Source organism: Clostridium neuense (assembly GCF_045310695.1).
Lineage (GTDB): Bacteria > Bacillota > Clostridia > Clostridiales > Clostridiaceae > Clostridium_S > Clostridium_S neuense.
The window spans coordinates 58,922-72,987 of sequence record NZ_JBJIAA010000013.1; the positions used below are offsets into that span (position 1 = coordinate 58,922).

Consider the following 14,066-nt stretch of genomic DNA (forward strand, 5'->3'; position numbering starts at 1 on the left):
AAACAGTGTTTCATAACATTGTTTTGAATATAGCATATATTTATTCTGATGTCAATATTTAATTTTAGAGGATACATTATTATTATGCTCCATAAAATATATTTTGCTGCATTTACATACTAATTTGCCAAAACTTTTGATACGCTCCCTGATTTTTTATGAGCTCTTCATGTGTTCCTGATTCAACTAATTTTCCATCCTGCATTACTAAAATTTGATCAGCTTCTCGTATTGTTTTTAAACGATGTGCAATTATAACTAATGTTTTATTCTTAACCAGTTCATTAATGGCCTGTTGTATATATACTTCATTGTCCGGATCAATTGCAGAAGTAGCTTCATCTAGTAAAACAATAGGTGCATCTTTTAAAATTGCTCTTGCTATAGAAATTCGCTGTTTTTCCCCACCTGACAAATGAGAACCACTTTCTCCTACTATAGTATTATAGCCATCTGGAAGTGCTGTGATAAAGTCATGACAGCTGGCTTTTTTAGCCGCAGCTTCTATTTCTTCCTTTGTTGCATCCGGTTTTCCATATCTAATATTAGCTTCTATTGTGTCATTAAAAAGATATACATTTTGAAAAACAATTGAGATATCCTTTAGCAATGCATCACACGTAATATCTTTTATATTTACTCCACCAATTTTTATGCTTCCTGACTGAACATCCCAAAAACGGGCTATTAATTTTGCAACTGTGCTCTTTCCAGAACCAGAAGCTCCAACAATAGCTGTCATTGTGTGTTCTGGTATTTTGAATGATACATCTTTAAGGATCTGTTTTCCATCTTCATAGGAAAAATAAACTTTATCAAAAATCATATCATGATGCTCAAGTTTTAAAGCTTTACTATTTTCATCAATGCGAGGAAAGTCACTAATTTCTTTCATTCTATTTATTGTATTTTCAATGGTGCGGATTACGTTTGCAGCACCTGACAACTCTTCAATAGGTTTAAAAATTTGAAATCCTGCCAAGATCATTAAAACGCCCGTCTCCATAGGAATGATTTTATTCAATGTAAGTATCGGTACTAGCAAAATAACAGCTGCCATACCTATGCGCAAGGTCAAATCCAATAAAACATTCCATGGAAATACTTCCATCTCCAAATCATAAGCTGCATCACAATAATTTCTATAAGCCTTCTTAGTTCCTTTGGCATTTTCTCCTCCCATTGAAAACAATTTAAAAACAGTAATGCCACGTATAAATTCCAAAGTAGCAGAAACAGCATCGGCTTGGGCCTTTTTGTGTAATGTGATTACCTTAAGCCCCTTATTTTGAATTACACTCATAATTAACAAAGCTAATATCGTAATGAAGAAAAATACAATACCTATATGCCACTCAAATATTAAAAGTACAATGCAGGAAACCACTGCTGAAATTATTCCATTAATGATCCATTCTAAAAGAACATTCGCCGTATGCTCATAATTTGAAATATCATTTGTTAATACAGTTGTTACCTCTCCCAAATTCTTTTCTTGAAAAAATCCCATTGGAACACTTTTCAAATGATCCCCAAGGTAAATTCTTTTTGAAGCTGCCACATCATTTCCTGCACATTGCTGTAATCGCATTGTAATTGTTTTTGTAATAACTCCTCCAAGTAGTCCAACTGCAAATATTCCTGTACACATCCATAATGTTTCTACAGATAATTGTTTATTTACAAGATCTTTAAAAAATAAGTAAATCCCCATGTATGGAAATGAAATAAAAATAGAATGCAAAAATGCTGTAATTACACTATATTTTATGCTGCTTTTATTCTTTCCTGCCAATTTCATGATTTTCTTAACAATTCTTAGCATGAAATCACCTCTCCCTTAATACTCCAACCTTCTGCTCCAATATGATTATTCCACATAGTCTCATATACTTTACAATCTTTAAGTAATTGTTCATGGGTTCCTCCATCTATTTTATTTCCTTTTTCCATTACAATAATCTGGTCTGAATCCTTAATGGTAGAAAGCCTATGTGCTATGGTAACTAATGTCTTTCCTTTTGTTAATTCTCTAATGGCATCCCCAATTTTCTTTTCATTTTCAGAATCTATGGAGGCAGTTGCTTCATCCAATATCACAATTGGCGAATTTTTGATAATAGCTCTAGCAATTGCAATTCGCTGCCTTTCTCCACCAGATAGTAAACTTCCAGCATCTCCAACATTCGTATCATATCCTTTTGGCAATCGTGCAATAAACTCCTCGCAGCATGCTTGTCTAGCTGCAAGCATCACTTCTTCATCAGAAGCTCCCGGTTTTCCCATTTTTATATTTTCTTTGATTGATGTATTTGCTAAAAAGTTGTCCTGTGAAACGAAACTAATCTGATTCATTAATGTTTTTAATGGAATTTCTTTTATACTCACTCCACCAATCTCAATTTTCCCCGCATTTACATCCCAAAAGCGTGCAATGAGTTTTGCTATGGTGGATTTTCCACTACCTGAAGCTCCTACAATTGCAGTAGTAGTAGCTGGTTTTACATCAAAGGATATTCCATGTAAAATTTCGGTATCACCATATCCAAAAGATACATTTTTAAGGGAAATTCTATTATCTGCAATTTGTTTATGATTGTCAGCTTCAAAAATTTCTTTGGCACCAAGTATTTCCTGTATTCTGGTATTGGCGGCACCTATCTCAGTAATATGATCACTAAAGGTTATTACCTTCATAAGTGGAGCCACAATACCAAGAGAAAGAACCATACACATTAAAAATGTTTCAAGAGTTATAGAACCGTGCATTAGCAATATTCCACTAACCGGAAGTTCAAAACAAATAGTTGCCGGTGTAATAACACTATATATACTCAAGTATGGATGACAATGGCGATACCAGTTTACTAACACATCACGATAATGTGTAACAGCTCCTTCATAATTCTTCATAGAAGATGCTGTCTCATTATATGACTTTATAACTTCCATTCCATTGATATATTCAACAATTGTTTCATTCATTGCTCGATTGCCGTCTTGAGTTAATTTAAAAATCTTCATGGCATCTTTGCCAAGCATAAATTTCCATGCCATAATACCAATAATAATTGAAACCATAGAAACCAAAGCTATTCTAAAATCAAGTATAAAAAGGAAAACAATTACTACTAAAGGTAAAATCAAATTTGGTATGAGTTCTGGAATCATATGTGCCAAAGCCTCCTCCAATTGATCCACCTGATCAATTACCGTTTCTTTATATGCTCCAGAGGTTTTTTCTCCTATGTATCCCATGGAGGCATTCTGTATTTTATCTGTAAGTGCACATCTTATATTACAAAGTATCCCAAAAGCTGCTTTATGAGACAACCTTGTTGATAAACCTGAAAATACTTTTTCAAGTATAAGTGCTGCTGCTACCACTAAACTTTTTAATGTAATTTGCTTTATTGACGTATTGAAAGACAACATAAGTATTAATATTTTTCCAATTACTATGTAGGGAATAATTCCAAATATTGCTGCAAAAGCAGAAAGTATAGTGCTTCCAATCATTTTTTTCTTTTCCTCACCTGCGAAGTGAAATATTTCAGAAATTGGATTTTTATTTTTCTGTTTCATTTTTAATCACGTCCTCTCTAAATTATAGAAACCTTAGTTCATATATTTTACAAGTTAGTTTTGGCTAACTACATGGTTTAATTAAAGAGTCCCCATAGGACCCATTAACAAATATTACTCTTTTTCAAAAATATAGGAAAATAAAAGTTCAAGTACTGCATCTAGCGTTTTCCTAAAATCTTCTTTATGAAATGCTTCTCTTTCTGTCTGCATTACCGCAAGCATTTTCATCAAATTAGCTATTACTCCATACTCTAAATCAGTTTTAACGCCTTCCATGTGAACTATAAGTCCATTAATTGTTTTTATTTCTCTCTCCATGTCTGGCACAAATGCCTCCGGAACAATTTTTGATAAGTCACTGCTATCCTCCAAAGTAAGGTACTTATAAATAGTTTCTTCACCAGTCATCAAATACCTTAAATAATCCTTTGCTTCTGAAACAGTCATTTTTTCTCTGCCATTTAAAATTTCAAGTAAGTAGTTTTTTCCTTTTTCTCTTTGATAACGTATTATTTCAAAAATAAAATGTTCTTTGGTCGAAAAAAAATTATAAAATGTTGTTCTTCCAATTCCAACTGCTTCTGTAACCTTGTCCACAGAAGCATGGGTTACACCATACTCACGAATTAAATTAAATCCAACTTCTAACATTTGCTTCTTAAGTGCTTCTTTTTCTTCCTTAGAAAACAATATTGGCATGTAAATATTCTCCTTTCTATTTTTAGCGACAGTTTTTTAAATAATTGTCGCATAATCTTTATATCATATCTATAATACAAATGTCAAGTTTTGCTATGTTTAAAAAAGGAAGATGCCAATTTCTTAATTACAATTAGCATCTTCCTTTAAAACGTTGCGTTACCACACATTAATTTAAATATTTTCCTTATAAAAAAATGGCAGTATTAAATATTTATAATTCATACATACCTGTTAACTGCAAAATACAAATATATATTTCATTCTCTCACCTATTATAAAGATAAAATTAATGCATCAATTAATGCGACAATTATAAAAACAATAATTCCCTTTAAAAATGATCTAATATGCTTTTTAGGATTTCTATACACAACATCTAATTTTTCCGTTCCTTTAAACCTTATTCGTTTTGTATTTCTCCACCAAATCATATCAATAAAAATGAGATCAAAAGCGTTAACAACTTGTCCTAAAATTAGAATATTTATAAAATTTTGCTTAAAGCTATTAGTTTTTATAATAACCCCAAATAAACATAGCACTATAGAAAATACAAAAATATTTGATATAAAAGACATAGTTGAACTTTTCCTTATAATTTTATTTTTCAACCTATCATCATTAATTATTAATTGTTGTATTTCATCTGGATATGAATCAAAACTTCTTATATTTTTTTCATCGCTGCCAGTTCCTAAGAAACAAATTGCAAAAAAAATCAAACATAAAACAATGTTTTCTATCAGCAATTCCATTACATAGCCTCCCAGTTATATTAAGTTAGCTTAATCTAACTCAATATTATAGCATATTATTAAAAAAAAGCTATTAAATCTCTATCTTGTGTAATTAATAAAAATTGCAAAAATGTTACTTCAATAGACATAAAAGACACTTAATTGATTTTAGTTGTTAATTTTTTATTTTTCACAATTTATTCATAGTAAACATTTTTGTGCAGGTAAGATTTAAAAATTCTGTATCATGACTTATAATTAAAATTATATGCCCATCCTTTGAAAGCTTCTTAATCATTTTACTTACCTCACCCATCTGACAATAATCAAGTCCACTCGTAGGTTCATCAAATATTATAACTTTTTTCTTGCTCAAAACTCCAGTTGCAACAGCCAATCGCTGCTTTTGTCCACCAGAAAGGGCCATTGGATGTAAATCTTTAAAATCATATAAATTAAATATTTTTAGCACATTTTCAATATCTTCATTGCAAGTTTTGCCCATTGAAAGTTCACATTCTCCCCATACACTATCGCTAAAGAGCTGATGATTAACATCCTGCATTATCATATAACAAAGTTTATTTCTTTTTTTACAGTTCATAGTTTTTCCTTTAAAATATATCTTTCCTTTTACCTCTTTAATAAGCCCAGAAATACACCTTACTAAAGTTGTTTTTCCAGCTCCATTATGACCTATAATGCCAACTATATCACCTTTATTTGCAGAAAATGAAATATCATCAAAAATCACATTATTATTAAATGCACAAGATAAACTTTCTATGCACAAATCATCAGTTCTATTACAAATAACCTTTTCTCTTTCTATTAATTTTTCCTCTAGAGTAGTTCTAAGTCCCATTTTTACTCTATTTTCATCACTAATAGCTAAAAATTCTTCTCTTGTAAACTTAAAAGTAATTTTACCATTGTCCACATAAAATACTCTATCTATTAACTCTGATAAATAATAAATTCTATGTTCCGCAATTAATATGGTTTTTCCTTGAGCTTTTATATTTTGAAGCTGTTTTTTTAAAACTTCAACAGCCTTTAAATCTAAATTTGCTGAGGGCTCATCAAGCACATACACATCGGGATTTATAGCATATACTGAGGCAAATGCAAGGCTCTGCTTTTCTCCACCAGACATATCAAATACACTTCTGTGACGGAGCTTTTTAATTTTTAAGCTTTCTGTAGTCTCATCAATTCTATTCCTAATAAAATCGTAACTTGCACCTTCATTTTCCAATCCAAAGGCAAGCTCGCTATCTGAATCAACATTAAAAAACTGCGTCTTTGGATTTTGAAATACAGAACCTATTTTTTTTGACAATTCATATATTGGAGTATTTTGTGTATCCATATTCTCTACTAGCACTTTACCAGAAACAAATGAATTTTCAGCAAAATATGGTATAAGACCGTTTATAAGCTTTGTAATAGTGGTTTTGCCGCATCCACTTTTTCCACATAATAAAATACATTCCCTTTGCTTCATATGAAAATTTATATCTTTTAAAATCTCTTTATCTTCTGTATACCCAAAAGATACATTTTTAATATCAATCATTATACTTAACCTCACATTATAGATAAAACGCTTCAACTATTGAAATTCATGTGCACCATAATTCCAAGAAAATGGCATTTTGGTACAAATAAATTTCAAGTTTCAAGGTGGTTTATCTTTAAAAAATAAATATTGCTAAAACAAATGCTAATCCAATAAAAATACACACGTAATCAATCACTTTAAACCTTAAAACAATATAACTAGTTTTTGCACATGGATTTTCTATACCTCTAGTTACAGCAGCTGCTGAAAGCTCATCGGAAGCCGCAGCTGCTAAAACTATAACTGAAACTATAATTCCTTCAAGCTTTTTAATTCTGCCAATATTTCTAAGTTTCATTGCATCTTTTATATATTTTATTTCTCTTTTAACTGTAGGAAAATACCTTAAAGTAATTGATAATGGCACAATAATTTTCCAAGGTATTTTACATTTTTGCATAGCTGTTACTAAATATTTTGCTGGTATCCTCTTTATCATTAAGGAAGCTGCCATAAGGCATGGAAAAAACTTTCTAAAAAATATAGGCATAAATAAAAGCAAATTTTCTATAACTTCTGGAAGCATAGGTATAATGTAATATTGAAGAATCATAACTACTGCAAAGCAAATTATCCACTTTAAAGCTGTCATCTCACATTTAGAGTATACAAGTAATACAGCAAGTGAAAAAATAATAGCTATTTCAACATAAATAGATTTATTAAAAAATATAGCTGTATTAGCTGCAAATAAAATAATAATTCCTGTCCTCGGATCAATAGGCACTTCCTTTTCAAGTTCCTGTATCATTTATACTATTCCTGCCTTTTCAAAGTGCTTTTTAAATAAAAATTTTGCAATGAGCGAGCCTATAATACCTCCCACAACTGGTGCCGCAAACATAACTATAAGCATGGTTGGAGATGAAATTGATTTAAGTGTACTAACATAAGCCTCAGGCATACCCTGCTTAGAAATTCTAGTAAAAAAACTTTCTTTAAATAACCATATTGGAAGTGGTGATCCTGTCATTCCTAATGAAAAAAACACAAACGCTGCTGTATTTCCAGCAAAACTTTTATATTTTGTAATAAATCGTGCTGCTTCAGCAAAAATACAAGCCAAAGTAAAGGTTAAAATAATCAAAGCACTAATTTGACCCGTTGCAAAATATATAAAAGCAGTAATAAAGCCCATAATGAAAACTGCAAATGGTTTTTGAACCTTAGATACCATTATCATAAATGGAATTCCTGTAAAAAGCGAAAGAATTCCCGGATACAGTATCCATATATACGGTGACAATCCTGATGTAATCATAAAAGCAAAATTAATAACAAAATAAATAGCTGAGAAAATTCCTATTGTTATTAAATCTTTTCCCCTCAAAGATTTTTTTCTTTTGATGTTGATACCATAAATAAGTACCCTCCTAAAATTAATTTATTATTTCTAATAAAATACCGGTAATTTATATAGTACGTAGTTAGCTTCAGCTAACTACGTACTATATTACTATCAATTTTACATATTTTTTATTCCAATCAGCCGTAATTGTTCCATTTAGACAACATCTTTAAATGTTCCAGCTTTCAGCTTTTTCTCTAATACCTATAAATCTTCTGTACAACCCTTTTTCCTTTATAAGCTCTTTATGAGTACCTCTTTGTACAATATTTCCCTGCTCAAGCACTAAAATTTGATCTGCATTTTCAATAGTAGCTAACCTATGTGCTATGATAATTATAGTTTTACCATGAGTTAATGCATTAATAGCCTGCTGTATATAATACTCATTTTCAGGATCAACACTTGCTGTAGCCTCATCCAAAATTACTATTGGTGCATCCTTAAGTATAGCTCTAGCAATGGATAATCGTTGTTTTTGTCCCCCTGAAAGTGAAGATCCTCCTTCTCCAATTACTGTATCATAACCATTTGGGAGTTCCATAATAAAATCATGACAGCAGGCTTTTTTTGCTGCTTCAACAACTTCATCATAACTAGCTTTTGGATTGCCGAACTTTATATTGTTAAGAATAGTATCATGAAACAAATATACCTTTTGAAATACCATACTTATATTAGAAAGCAGACTTTCACAGGTTATATTTGATATATCCTCCCCTCCAATTAAAATTTTGCCACTGTTTGGATTGTAAAACTTAGACATAAGACTATAAATTGTAGTTTTTCCACTTCCAGATGGTCCAACAATTGCAGTAGTTGTATTTTGAGGAATATTAAAAGAAACATTTTTTATTATAGTTTTTTCATCGTATCCAAATGAAACCTTGTGAAATTTAACATCATAAGCTTTCAATCTTACATCCCTGCTATCTTCATCAATAAACTTGGTATTTTTTATAGACTCAATTTTGTCCATAGTATTATCTATAAGTTCTAATACATGAGTTGCATCATTTACTGTTTCTACACTTCCAAAAATACTAAAAGAAAATATTGTCATCATTATCATGTTAGAAATTGACAAGTCACCCCTCATAGCTAGATATGATGACAAAATTACAATTAACACAGATGCTGCTTTCAGTATAAAAAGATGTATACAATTATATGGCGTATACTGTTTTTCTATTTTTATATTTATTTTTTTGCTATCCTTATATGCCTCACGAATACTCTTAATAGCAGCTCCCTGTTTTCCAAAAGCCTTTACAATTGGAATACCGTGAATATACTCTATAGTAGCACCTGTCATTTTTTCTTGCGCTTTTAAGTGAAGTGGTGCATTTTTTTTGCTTTTATTTCCCAGAGCTTTAAGAGTTAACGCGGAAAATATGATTCCTAAAAATGATATAATTGCTAAAGGTATGCTGTAAAAGCAAAGGCAAAATACCATAGTAAAAGCAATTATATATCCATTTACAACTGTATCTATCATTTTCATCCCATAAAGTTCTACAAATGAAAGATCTGTCGTAACAGCATTTACTAAATCTCCAGAGCTGTTATTTTCAAAAAATCCAAGTGGAACACGTTTTAAAATATTGCCTATGTTAATCCTCTCTTTACATGCCATTTCATACCCTATACTTTCTTGAAGTACAGCTTTTCTATAAGCAGTAAAAAATCGTAAAAGCACTGCAATAATTAAAAACACAAATATTTCCCATATCCAGTTTACATCAAAGGTTCTTTTTCCATTTTGAACATCTAATATAAGATTAAAAGTTGATGCTGCTGCCATAATAGGCAAAGCAGTAAATATAGCATTAAAAAATGAATATATAAAACCCTTATACAATCTACCTTTATAATCGCCAGTCCAATTTATAATTCGTTTAATTATTCTATACATACTCTCTCCCCTTTCCTGCCGCCCAATTCTTAGCCCCTATATGCCTTTGCCACATTTCTTTATAGAGCTTGCAGCTATTAAGAAGCTCCTGCTGTTTACCACTTTGTTCAATCTTTCCATCTTTAAGAACAACGATTTTATCTGCATTCTTTATAGTTGAAAGTCTATGGGCAATTATTATTAGGGTTTTTCCTTTAGTTAAAGCAGAAATAGATGCCTGAATTTTATCTTCATTTTCTGTGTCCGTAAATGCTGTTGCTTCGTCTAAAATAACTATAGGTGCATTTTTTAACATCGCCCTTGCTATAGCAATTCTTTGGCGTTCTCCCCCTGAAAGTCTGCCGCCTGCTTCTCCTGCTGTGGTGTTATATCCATTAGGAAGATTATTTATAAATTCTTCACATTGGGCAAGCTTTGCAGCCTTATATACTTCTTTGTCAGTGGCATTTGGATTACCAAGACGTATATTTTCAAGTAAAGAGCAGTCAAATAAAAAATTATCTTGAGTAACAAAACTAATCATACCATTTAACTCATTAAGTGGAATTTCTTTTATATTTACGCCTCCAATTGTAATACTTCCACTTAAAACATCCCAAAATCTTGCAATAAGCCTAGCAACCGTTGATTTTCCTCCTCCTGATGGACCAACTAATGCATAAAAGCTGCCTTCTGGAATTTTAATATTTAAATTATTAAGTACCTTTTGCTTTCCATCATAAGAAAATGAAACGTTTTTTAATTGTAAATCATGATGTTTAAGCATTACAGTTTCATTACTATCTGGAAGTTTTTCAAGATTCAAAAACTCAGATACACCATGAAGAGCATACTCAATTGCTTTAATATCATTTACCGCTGTTGTAAACCACATAAGAGGTGTTATTATGCCAAGACTCAAAATAAGACATATAGCAAACTGAGCTAAATCAATGTTTCCCTTATAATATAGATACATTCCCATAGGCAATGTTCCAAATAAAGATGATGGAAGCACTGTTGATACAAAATTCATAGGTTTCCAGGTACTTTTAAACCATTCCAATGTGTAATCTTTAAAAGAAGTTATTGCCTTTACATATTTTTCATAAGAAGCTTCTCCTTGACTAAATGCTTTTATTACTTCAATTCCTTCTATATACTCTACCATAACGCTATTTACATAGTTATTTGCCTCCATATAATCCTTATATTTTTCATTAAAATTTCTCATTACAATTACAATAGCTACCGCAGCTATAGGTACTGTTACAATAGCTGACAATGCCATTCTAAAATCAATAGAGAATAGATATATAAGAGCTGCCACAGGCAAAAGAAAATTTGATATTCCTTCTGGTATTAAATGTGCTAAGGGTAATTCAATAGTTTCTACTCTATCAACTACAACATCCTTCAATTTTCCAGAAGTTTCACTTAAAATTCTCCCAAGAGGTGCTTGCATCATGTTTTCTGCAATTCTAAGCCTAAGCTCCTCCAATATGGTATAGGCTGAAATGTGTGACAATAATGTTGATATTCCGTGAAAAAGTAATTTTATAAAATATCCAAAAAAACATATTAGTGACCAAAACAATACTTCATGCATATCAGGCCTTTCATTTAAAAATAAATAAAGTATTTTATATACCCCTAAATATGGGACAAGTCCAGAAAATACACTTATTATTGCAAATAAAGTAGAAAAAATTAGTTTAAATTTGCAAAATGAAGCTGCACTTAAAAGTGTTTTTACCCAGTTTTCTTTTTTCATAATTAACCTTCCTTCAAAAAAAATAGATTAGTTAGTGACTACTAACTAATCCGTATTATACTATTATTTATTTAGCATTTTGGCTCCACTATGACAAATTTATACCAATTAGACAATTGATTTTCTATACTGGAGAGGCGATTTTCCAATAACCTTTTTAAATGCTGCTGAAAATTTACTGTGACTTTCATATCCAACAACTCCTGCAATAAAATCAATGCTTTTTGTACTTTGGCGAATAAGCTCTGCTGCCTTATTCATTCTAAAATTTCGCATATAAGCATAAATAGACTCCCCAAATACACCTTTAAAACAAATTTTCATAGAAGTAAGTGACATATCAAACTTTTTAGAAAGCTCCTCTAATGTATAATGCACTTGAATATTTTCTGTCATCAGCTTTTCAATTGCTTTTACCTTTTCAACCTGTACTTTATAAAAATAAGGATGCTTGTCAAGCTTTCCAGAAACATCTAATACAGAAAGATATAAAAGAAGTTCTAACACTTTAACTTTAAAATAATATCCTTTTATTGTACTTGGTACATTATATAATTCATAAAATATATGTTCAATACCAGGCTGCGCTCTAAGAACAAAGGAGGTTTCCCTATTGCAAAATTTTTCTTGCAGCTTTGCAAGCTTAAAAGGAAAACCACCTAATGCATCTTTTAAAGTTTTTTCAGCTTCTTCTTTGCAAATTAAAATACTTATTCCATAATAATGCTTAAGGGGAAATTCAAATCTACCGTTGTGATCTCTATGATTATCTATTCTCAAATCTCCAGCTCCAAGGTACAAGCAAGTATTATTTTCCATATCCCATTCTATTCTTCCTTCACGGCAGTGTTCAATAAAAAGCGTATCCTTATCAGAATGGAATTCAGAATAACAATTGTTCATGTGAAAATCATTATATGATAACGCTATACCAGGGAACACTTCATATAAGGTCATTGTTCCCATGCCAGTATCATTTTTCATTTCAAATACTCTGCAACTATCACTTTTAGAAAAAGCAGTTACATTACTCCCTAAATACATACCTTCATAATGCATTGTTTTCCCCCTTCAGTAGTAAAAATACTATTTAGAAACATTCTTCAAAAAATTTTTAATTCCCTGAAAGGTCTCATCACTTATAATATGCTCAATTCTACATGCATCTTCTTCTGCTATTTTTTCATCTACCTTTGCAGTTTGAGCCAAAAATTTAGTTAAAAGCTTATGTCTCTCATATATACTTTTAGCTTTTTCTTCACCTTTATTTGTGAGAGTAATGTATCCATTTTCATCTATTTCAATATATTTATCCTCTTTTAATATGGCTACTGCACGACTTACACTTGGCTTACTAAAATCAAGTCTTCTTGCTATATCAATAGACCTTACGCTGCCAGTTTCATTTTTCAATATCAAAATTGTTTCCAAATAATTTTCTCTTGACTCATACATTTTTATCCTCCTAAAAATAAACAACAATAAATAAAAATCAATAATTACATTATAGCATAAAAATGTATTCTTCAATGTAGCTACATTTTACTAATATCACACAGTTGTAATTAAAAAAGTAAAATAGTATGTTTTTTGTTAACACTAGAATAATATTATTTTAAATACTATTTATTATATACATACCTATACGATAATTATAGCAATATAATAAACAAGGAGGTAATATTAACATGGATGTTACAGGAATCAAAAACACAGGCATACAAAGTTATCAAAGGGAAGCTAGTACACAAAAAAATCAAGGTAAAACCAATACCGAAAGCGCTGAAGCTAAGTACTCAGGAGCAGACACATTTATCAAATCTACAGAGGATAATACAGAGCCTGAAACTTACAAACCTATAAAAAAGAAACTTTCACCAAAAGAAGTTCAAGAATTAAAGGATGCTGAAAATGATTCTAAAGCAGATCTTATAAAAAAATTTATACAGGACACTATAGATAATCAAAATAAGCTGCTTGGAAAATCCACTGAAAACTCACAACCTGAACTATCAAAAACAACTTCAGATTTGCTCACTAAAATATTCGGCTCTTTAGATAAGGCATATCCGCCTATGTCAACAACACCAGAAGATGCGGAAAAAGCAATATCAAAAGGCGGTGCTTATTCTGTGGAAGCAGTGTCAGACCGTATTATGACTATGGCCAAAGCTTTAGCCGGAGATGATAAGGACAAGTTGCAGCAAATGAGAGATGCAGTAGAAAAAGGCTTTGCACAAGCAGGCATAGATTTTAAAAGAGCAACTACTAGTGATCTTCCTCAAATTTGCAAAGACACTCATGATGAAATTATGAAGAGATTTGATGAGCTGCAAGGAAAAACCGACACACCTAAAGAAGATAATTCTAAAAAAAATTAGACTATAAAGGATGTAGTT

Annotated in this window: 12 protein-coding genes; 1 reads left to right on the forward strand and 11 read right to left on the reverse strand. The window is 30.9% G+C overall.

Annotated features, from left to right (window positions below):
* Positions 1-112: 112 nt before the first annotated feature.
* From ACJDT4_RS15765 to ACJDT4_RS15815, 11 genes are all read right to left on the reverse strand, one after another.
* Positions 113-1,825 carry an ABC transporter ATP-binding protein gene (locus ACJDT4_RS15765; protein WP_406788534.1) on the reverse strand — a complete coding sequence of 571 codons (1,713 nt, stop codon included), beginning with the start codon at positions 1,823-1,825 and terminating at the stop codon, positions 113-115.
* A complete protein-coding gene (locus tag ACJDT4_RS15770; RefSeq protein WP_406788535.1) occupies positions 1,819-3,585 on the reverse strand; it encodes an ABC transporter ATP-binding protein in 1,767 nt (588 codons plus the stop codon). Before ACJDT4_RS15770 ends, ACJDT4_RS15765 begins: the two co-directional genes overlap by 7 nt.
* Positions 3,586-3,699: 114 nt before the next feature.
* On the reverse strand, positions 3,700-4,287 hold the full coding sequence (locus ACJDT4_RS15775; RefSeq protein WP_406788536.1) for a TetR/AcrR family transcriptional regulator: 588 nt from the start codon (positions 4,285-4,287) through the stop codon (positions 3,700-3,702).
* 275 nt (positions 4,288-4,562) lie between these two features.
* Positions 4,563-5,045: a hypothetical protein gene (locus ACJDT4_RS15780; RefSeq protein ID WP_406788537.1), complete on the reverse strand. Its 483-nt coding sequence runs from the start codon at positions 5,043-5,045 to the stop codon at positions 4,563-4,565.
* A 172-nt stretch (positions 5,046-5,217) separates the two neighbouring features.
* Positions 5,218-6,606 carry an ABC transporter ATP-binding protein gene (locus ACJDT4_RS15785; protein WP_406788538.1) on the reverse strand — a complete coding sequence of 463 codons (1,389 nt, stop codon included), beginning with the start codon at positions 6,604-6,606 and terminating at the stop codon, positions 5,218-5,220.
* A gap of 118 nt (positions 6,607-6,724) precedes the next feature.
* Entirely contained in the window at positions 6,725-7,402 is a 678-nt protein-coding gene (locus tag ACJDT4_RS15790) for an energy-coupling factor transporter transmembrane component T (RefSeq protein WP_406788539.1), read from the reverse strand.
* Positions 7,403-7,981, reverse strand: a complete 579-nt coding sequence (locus tag ACJDT4_RS15795; protein WP_406788540.1) for an MptD family putative ECF transporter S component — start codon at positions 7,979-7,981, stop codon at positions 7,403-7,405. It lies immediately after the preceding gene.
* Positions 7,982-8,168: 187 nt separating this feature from the next.
* Positions 8,169-9,914 (reverse strand): ABC transporter ATP-binding protein, encoded by a 1,746-nt coding sequence (locus ACJDT4_RS15800; protein ID WP_406788541.1) that lies wholly within the window; start codon positions 9,912-9,914, stop codon positions 8,169-8,171.
* Positions 9,907-11,667: an ABC transporter ATP-binding protein gene (locus ACJDT4_RS15805; protein WP_406788542.1), complete on the reverse strand. Its 1,761-nt coding sequence runs from the start codon at positions 11,665-11,667 to the stop codon at positions 9,907-9,909. The genes ACJDT4_RS15800 and ACJDT4_RS15805 overlap by 8 nt, the downstream gene beginning before the upstream one ends.
* A 108-nt stretch (positions 11,668-11,775) precedes the next feature.
* Complete coding sequence (locus tag ACJDT4_RS15810) at positions 11,776-12,726, reverse strand: helix-turn-helix domain-containing protein (RefSeq protein WP_406788543.1); 951 nt, start codon at positions 12,724-12,726, stop codon at positions 11,776-11,778.
* Positions 12,727-12,753: 27 nt separating this feature from the next.
* Positions 12,754-13,122: a metal-dependent transcriptional regulator gene (locus tag ACJDT4_RS15815; protein WP_406788544.1), complete on the reverse strand. Its 369-nt coding sequence runs from the start codon at positions 13,120-13,122 to the stop codon at positions 12,754-12,756.
* A 233-nt stretch (positions 13,123-13,355) separates the two neighbouring features.
* Between ACJDT4_RS15815 and ACJDT4_RS15820 the strand changes: the two genes are divergently transcribed.
* Positions 13,356-14,048 carry a hypothetical protein gene (locus ACJDT4_RS15820; RefSeq protein WP_406788545.1) on the forward strand — a complete coding sequence of 231 codons (693 nt, stop codon included), beginning with the start codon at positions 13,356-13,358 and terminating at the stop codon, positions 14,046-14,048.
* Positions 14,049-14,066 lie beyond the last annotated feature (18 nt).

Excerpts from the sequence above, each read along its gene's own strand:
- ACJDT4_RS15765 (WP_406788534.1), bottom strand. The coding sequence starts at position 1,825 with ATGCTAAGAATTGTTAAGAAAATCATGAAATTGGCAGGAAAGAATAAA.
- ACJDT4_RS15770 (WP_406788535.1), bottom strand. The coding sequence starts at position 3,585 with ATGAAACAGAAAAATAAAAATCCAATTTCTGAAATATTTCACTTCGCA.
- ACJDT4_RS15775 (WP_406788536.1), bottom strand. The coding sequence starts at position 4,287 with ATGCCAATATTGTTTTCTAAGGAAGAAAAAGAAGCACTTAAGAAGCAA.
- ACJDT4_RS15780 (WP_406788537.1), bottom strand. The coding sequence starts at position 5,045 with ATGGAATTGCTGATAGAAAACATTGTTTTATGTTTGATTTTTTTTGCA.
- ACJDT4_RS15785 (WP_406788538.1), bottom strand. The coding sequence starts at position 6,606 with ATGATTGATATTAAAAATGTATCTTTTGGGTATACAGAAGATAAAGAG.
- ACJDT4_RS15790 (WP_406788539.1), bottom strand. The coding sequence starts at position 7,402 with ATGATACAGGAACTTGAAAAGGAAGTGCCTATTGATCCGAGGACAGGA.
- ACJDT4_RS15800 (WP_406788541.1), bottom strand. The coding sequence starts at position 9,914 with ATGTATAGAATAATTAAACGAATTATAAATTGGACTGGCGATTATAAA.
- ACJDT4_RS15805 (WP_406788542.1), bottom strand. The coding sequence starts at position 11,667 with ATGAAAAAAGAAAACTGGGTAAAAACACTTTTAAGTGCAGCTTCATTT.
- ACJDT4_RS15810 (WP_406788543.1), bottom strand. The coding sequence starts at position 12,726 with ATGCATTATGAAGGTATGTATTTAGGGAGTAATGTAACTGCTTTTTCT.
- ACJDT4_RS15815 (WP_406788544.1), bottom strand. The coding sequence starts at position 13,122 with ATGTATGAGTCAAGAGAAAATTATTTGGAAACAATTTTGATATTGAAA.
- ACJDT4_RS15820 (WP_406788545.1), top strand. The coding sequence starts at position 13,356 with ATGGATGTTACAGGAATCAAAAACACAGGCATACAAAGTTATCAAAGG.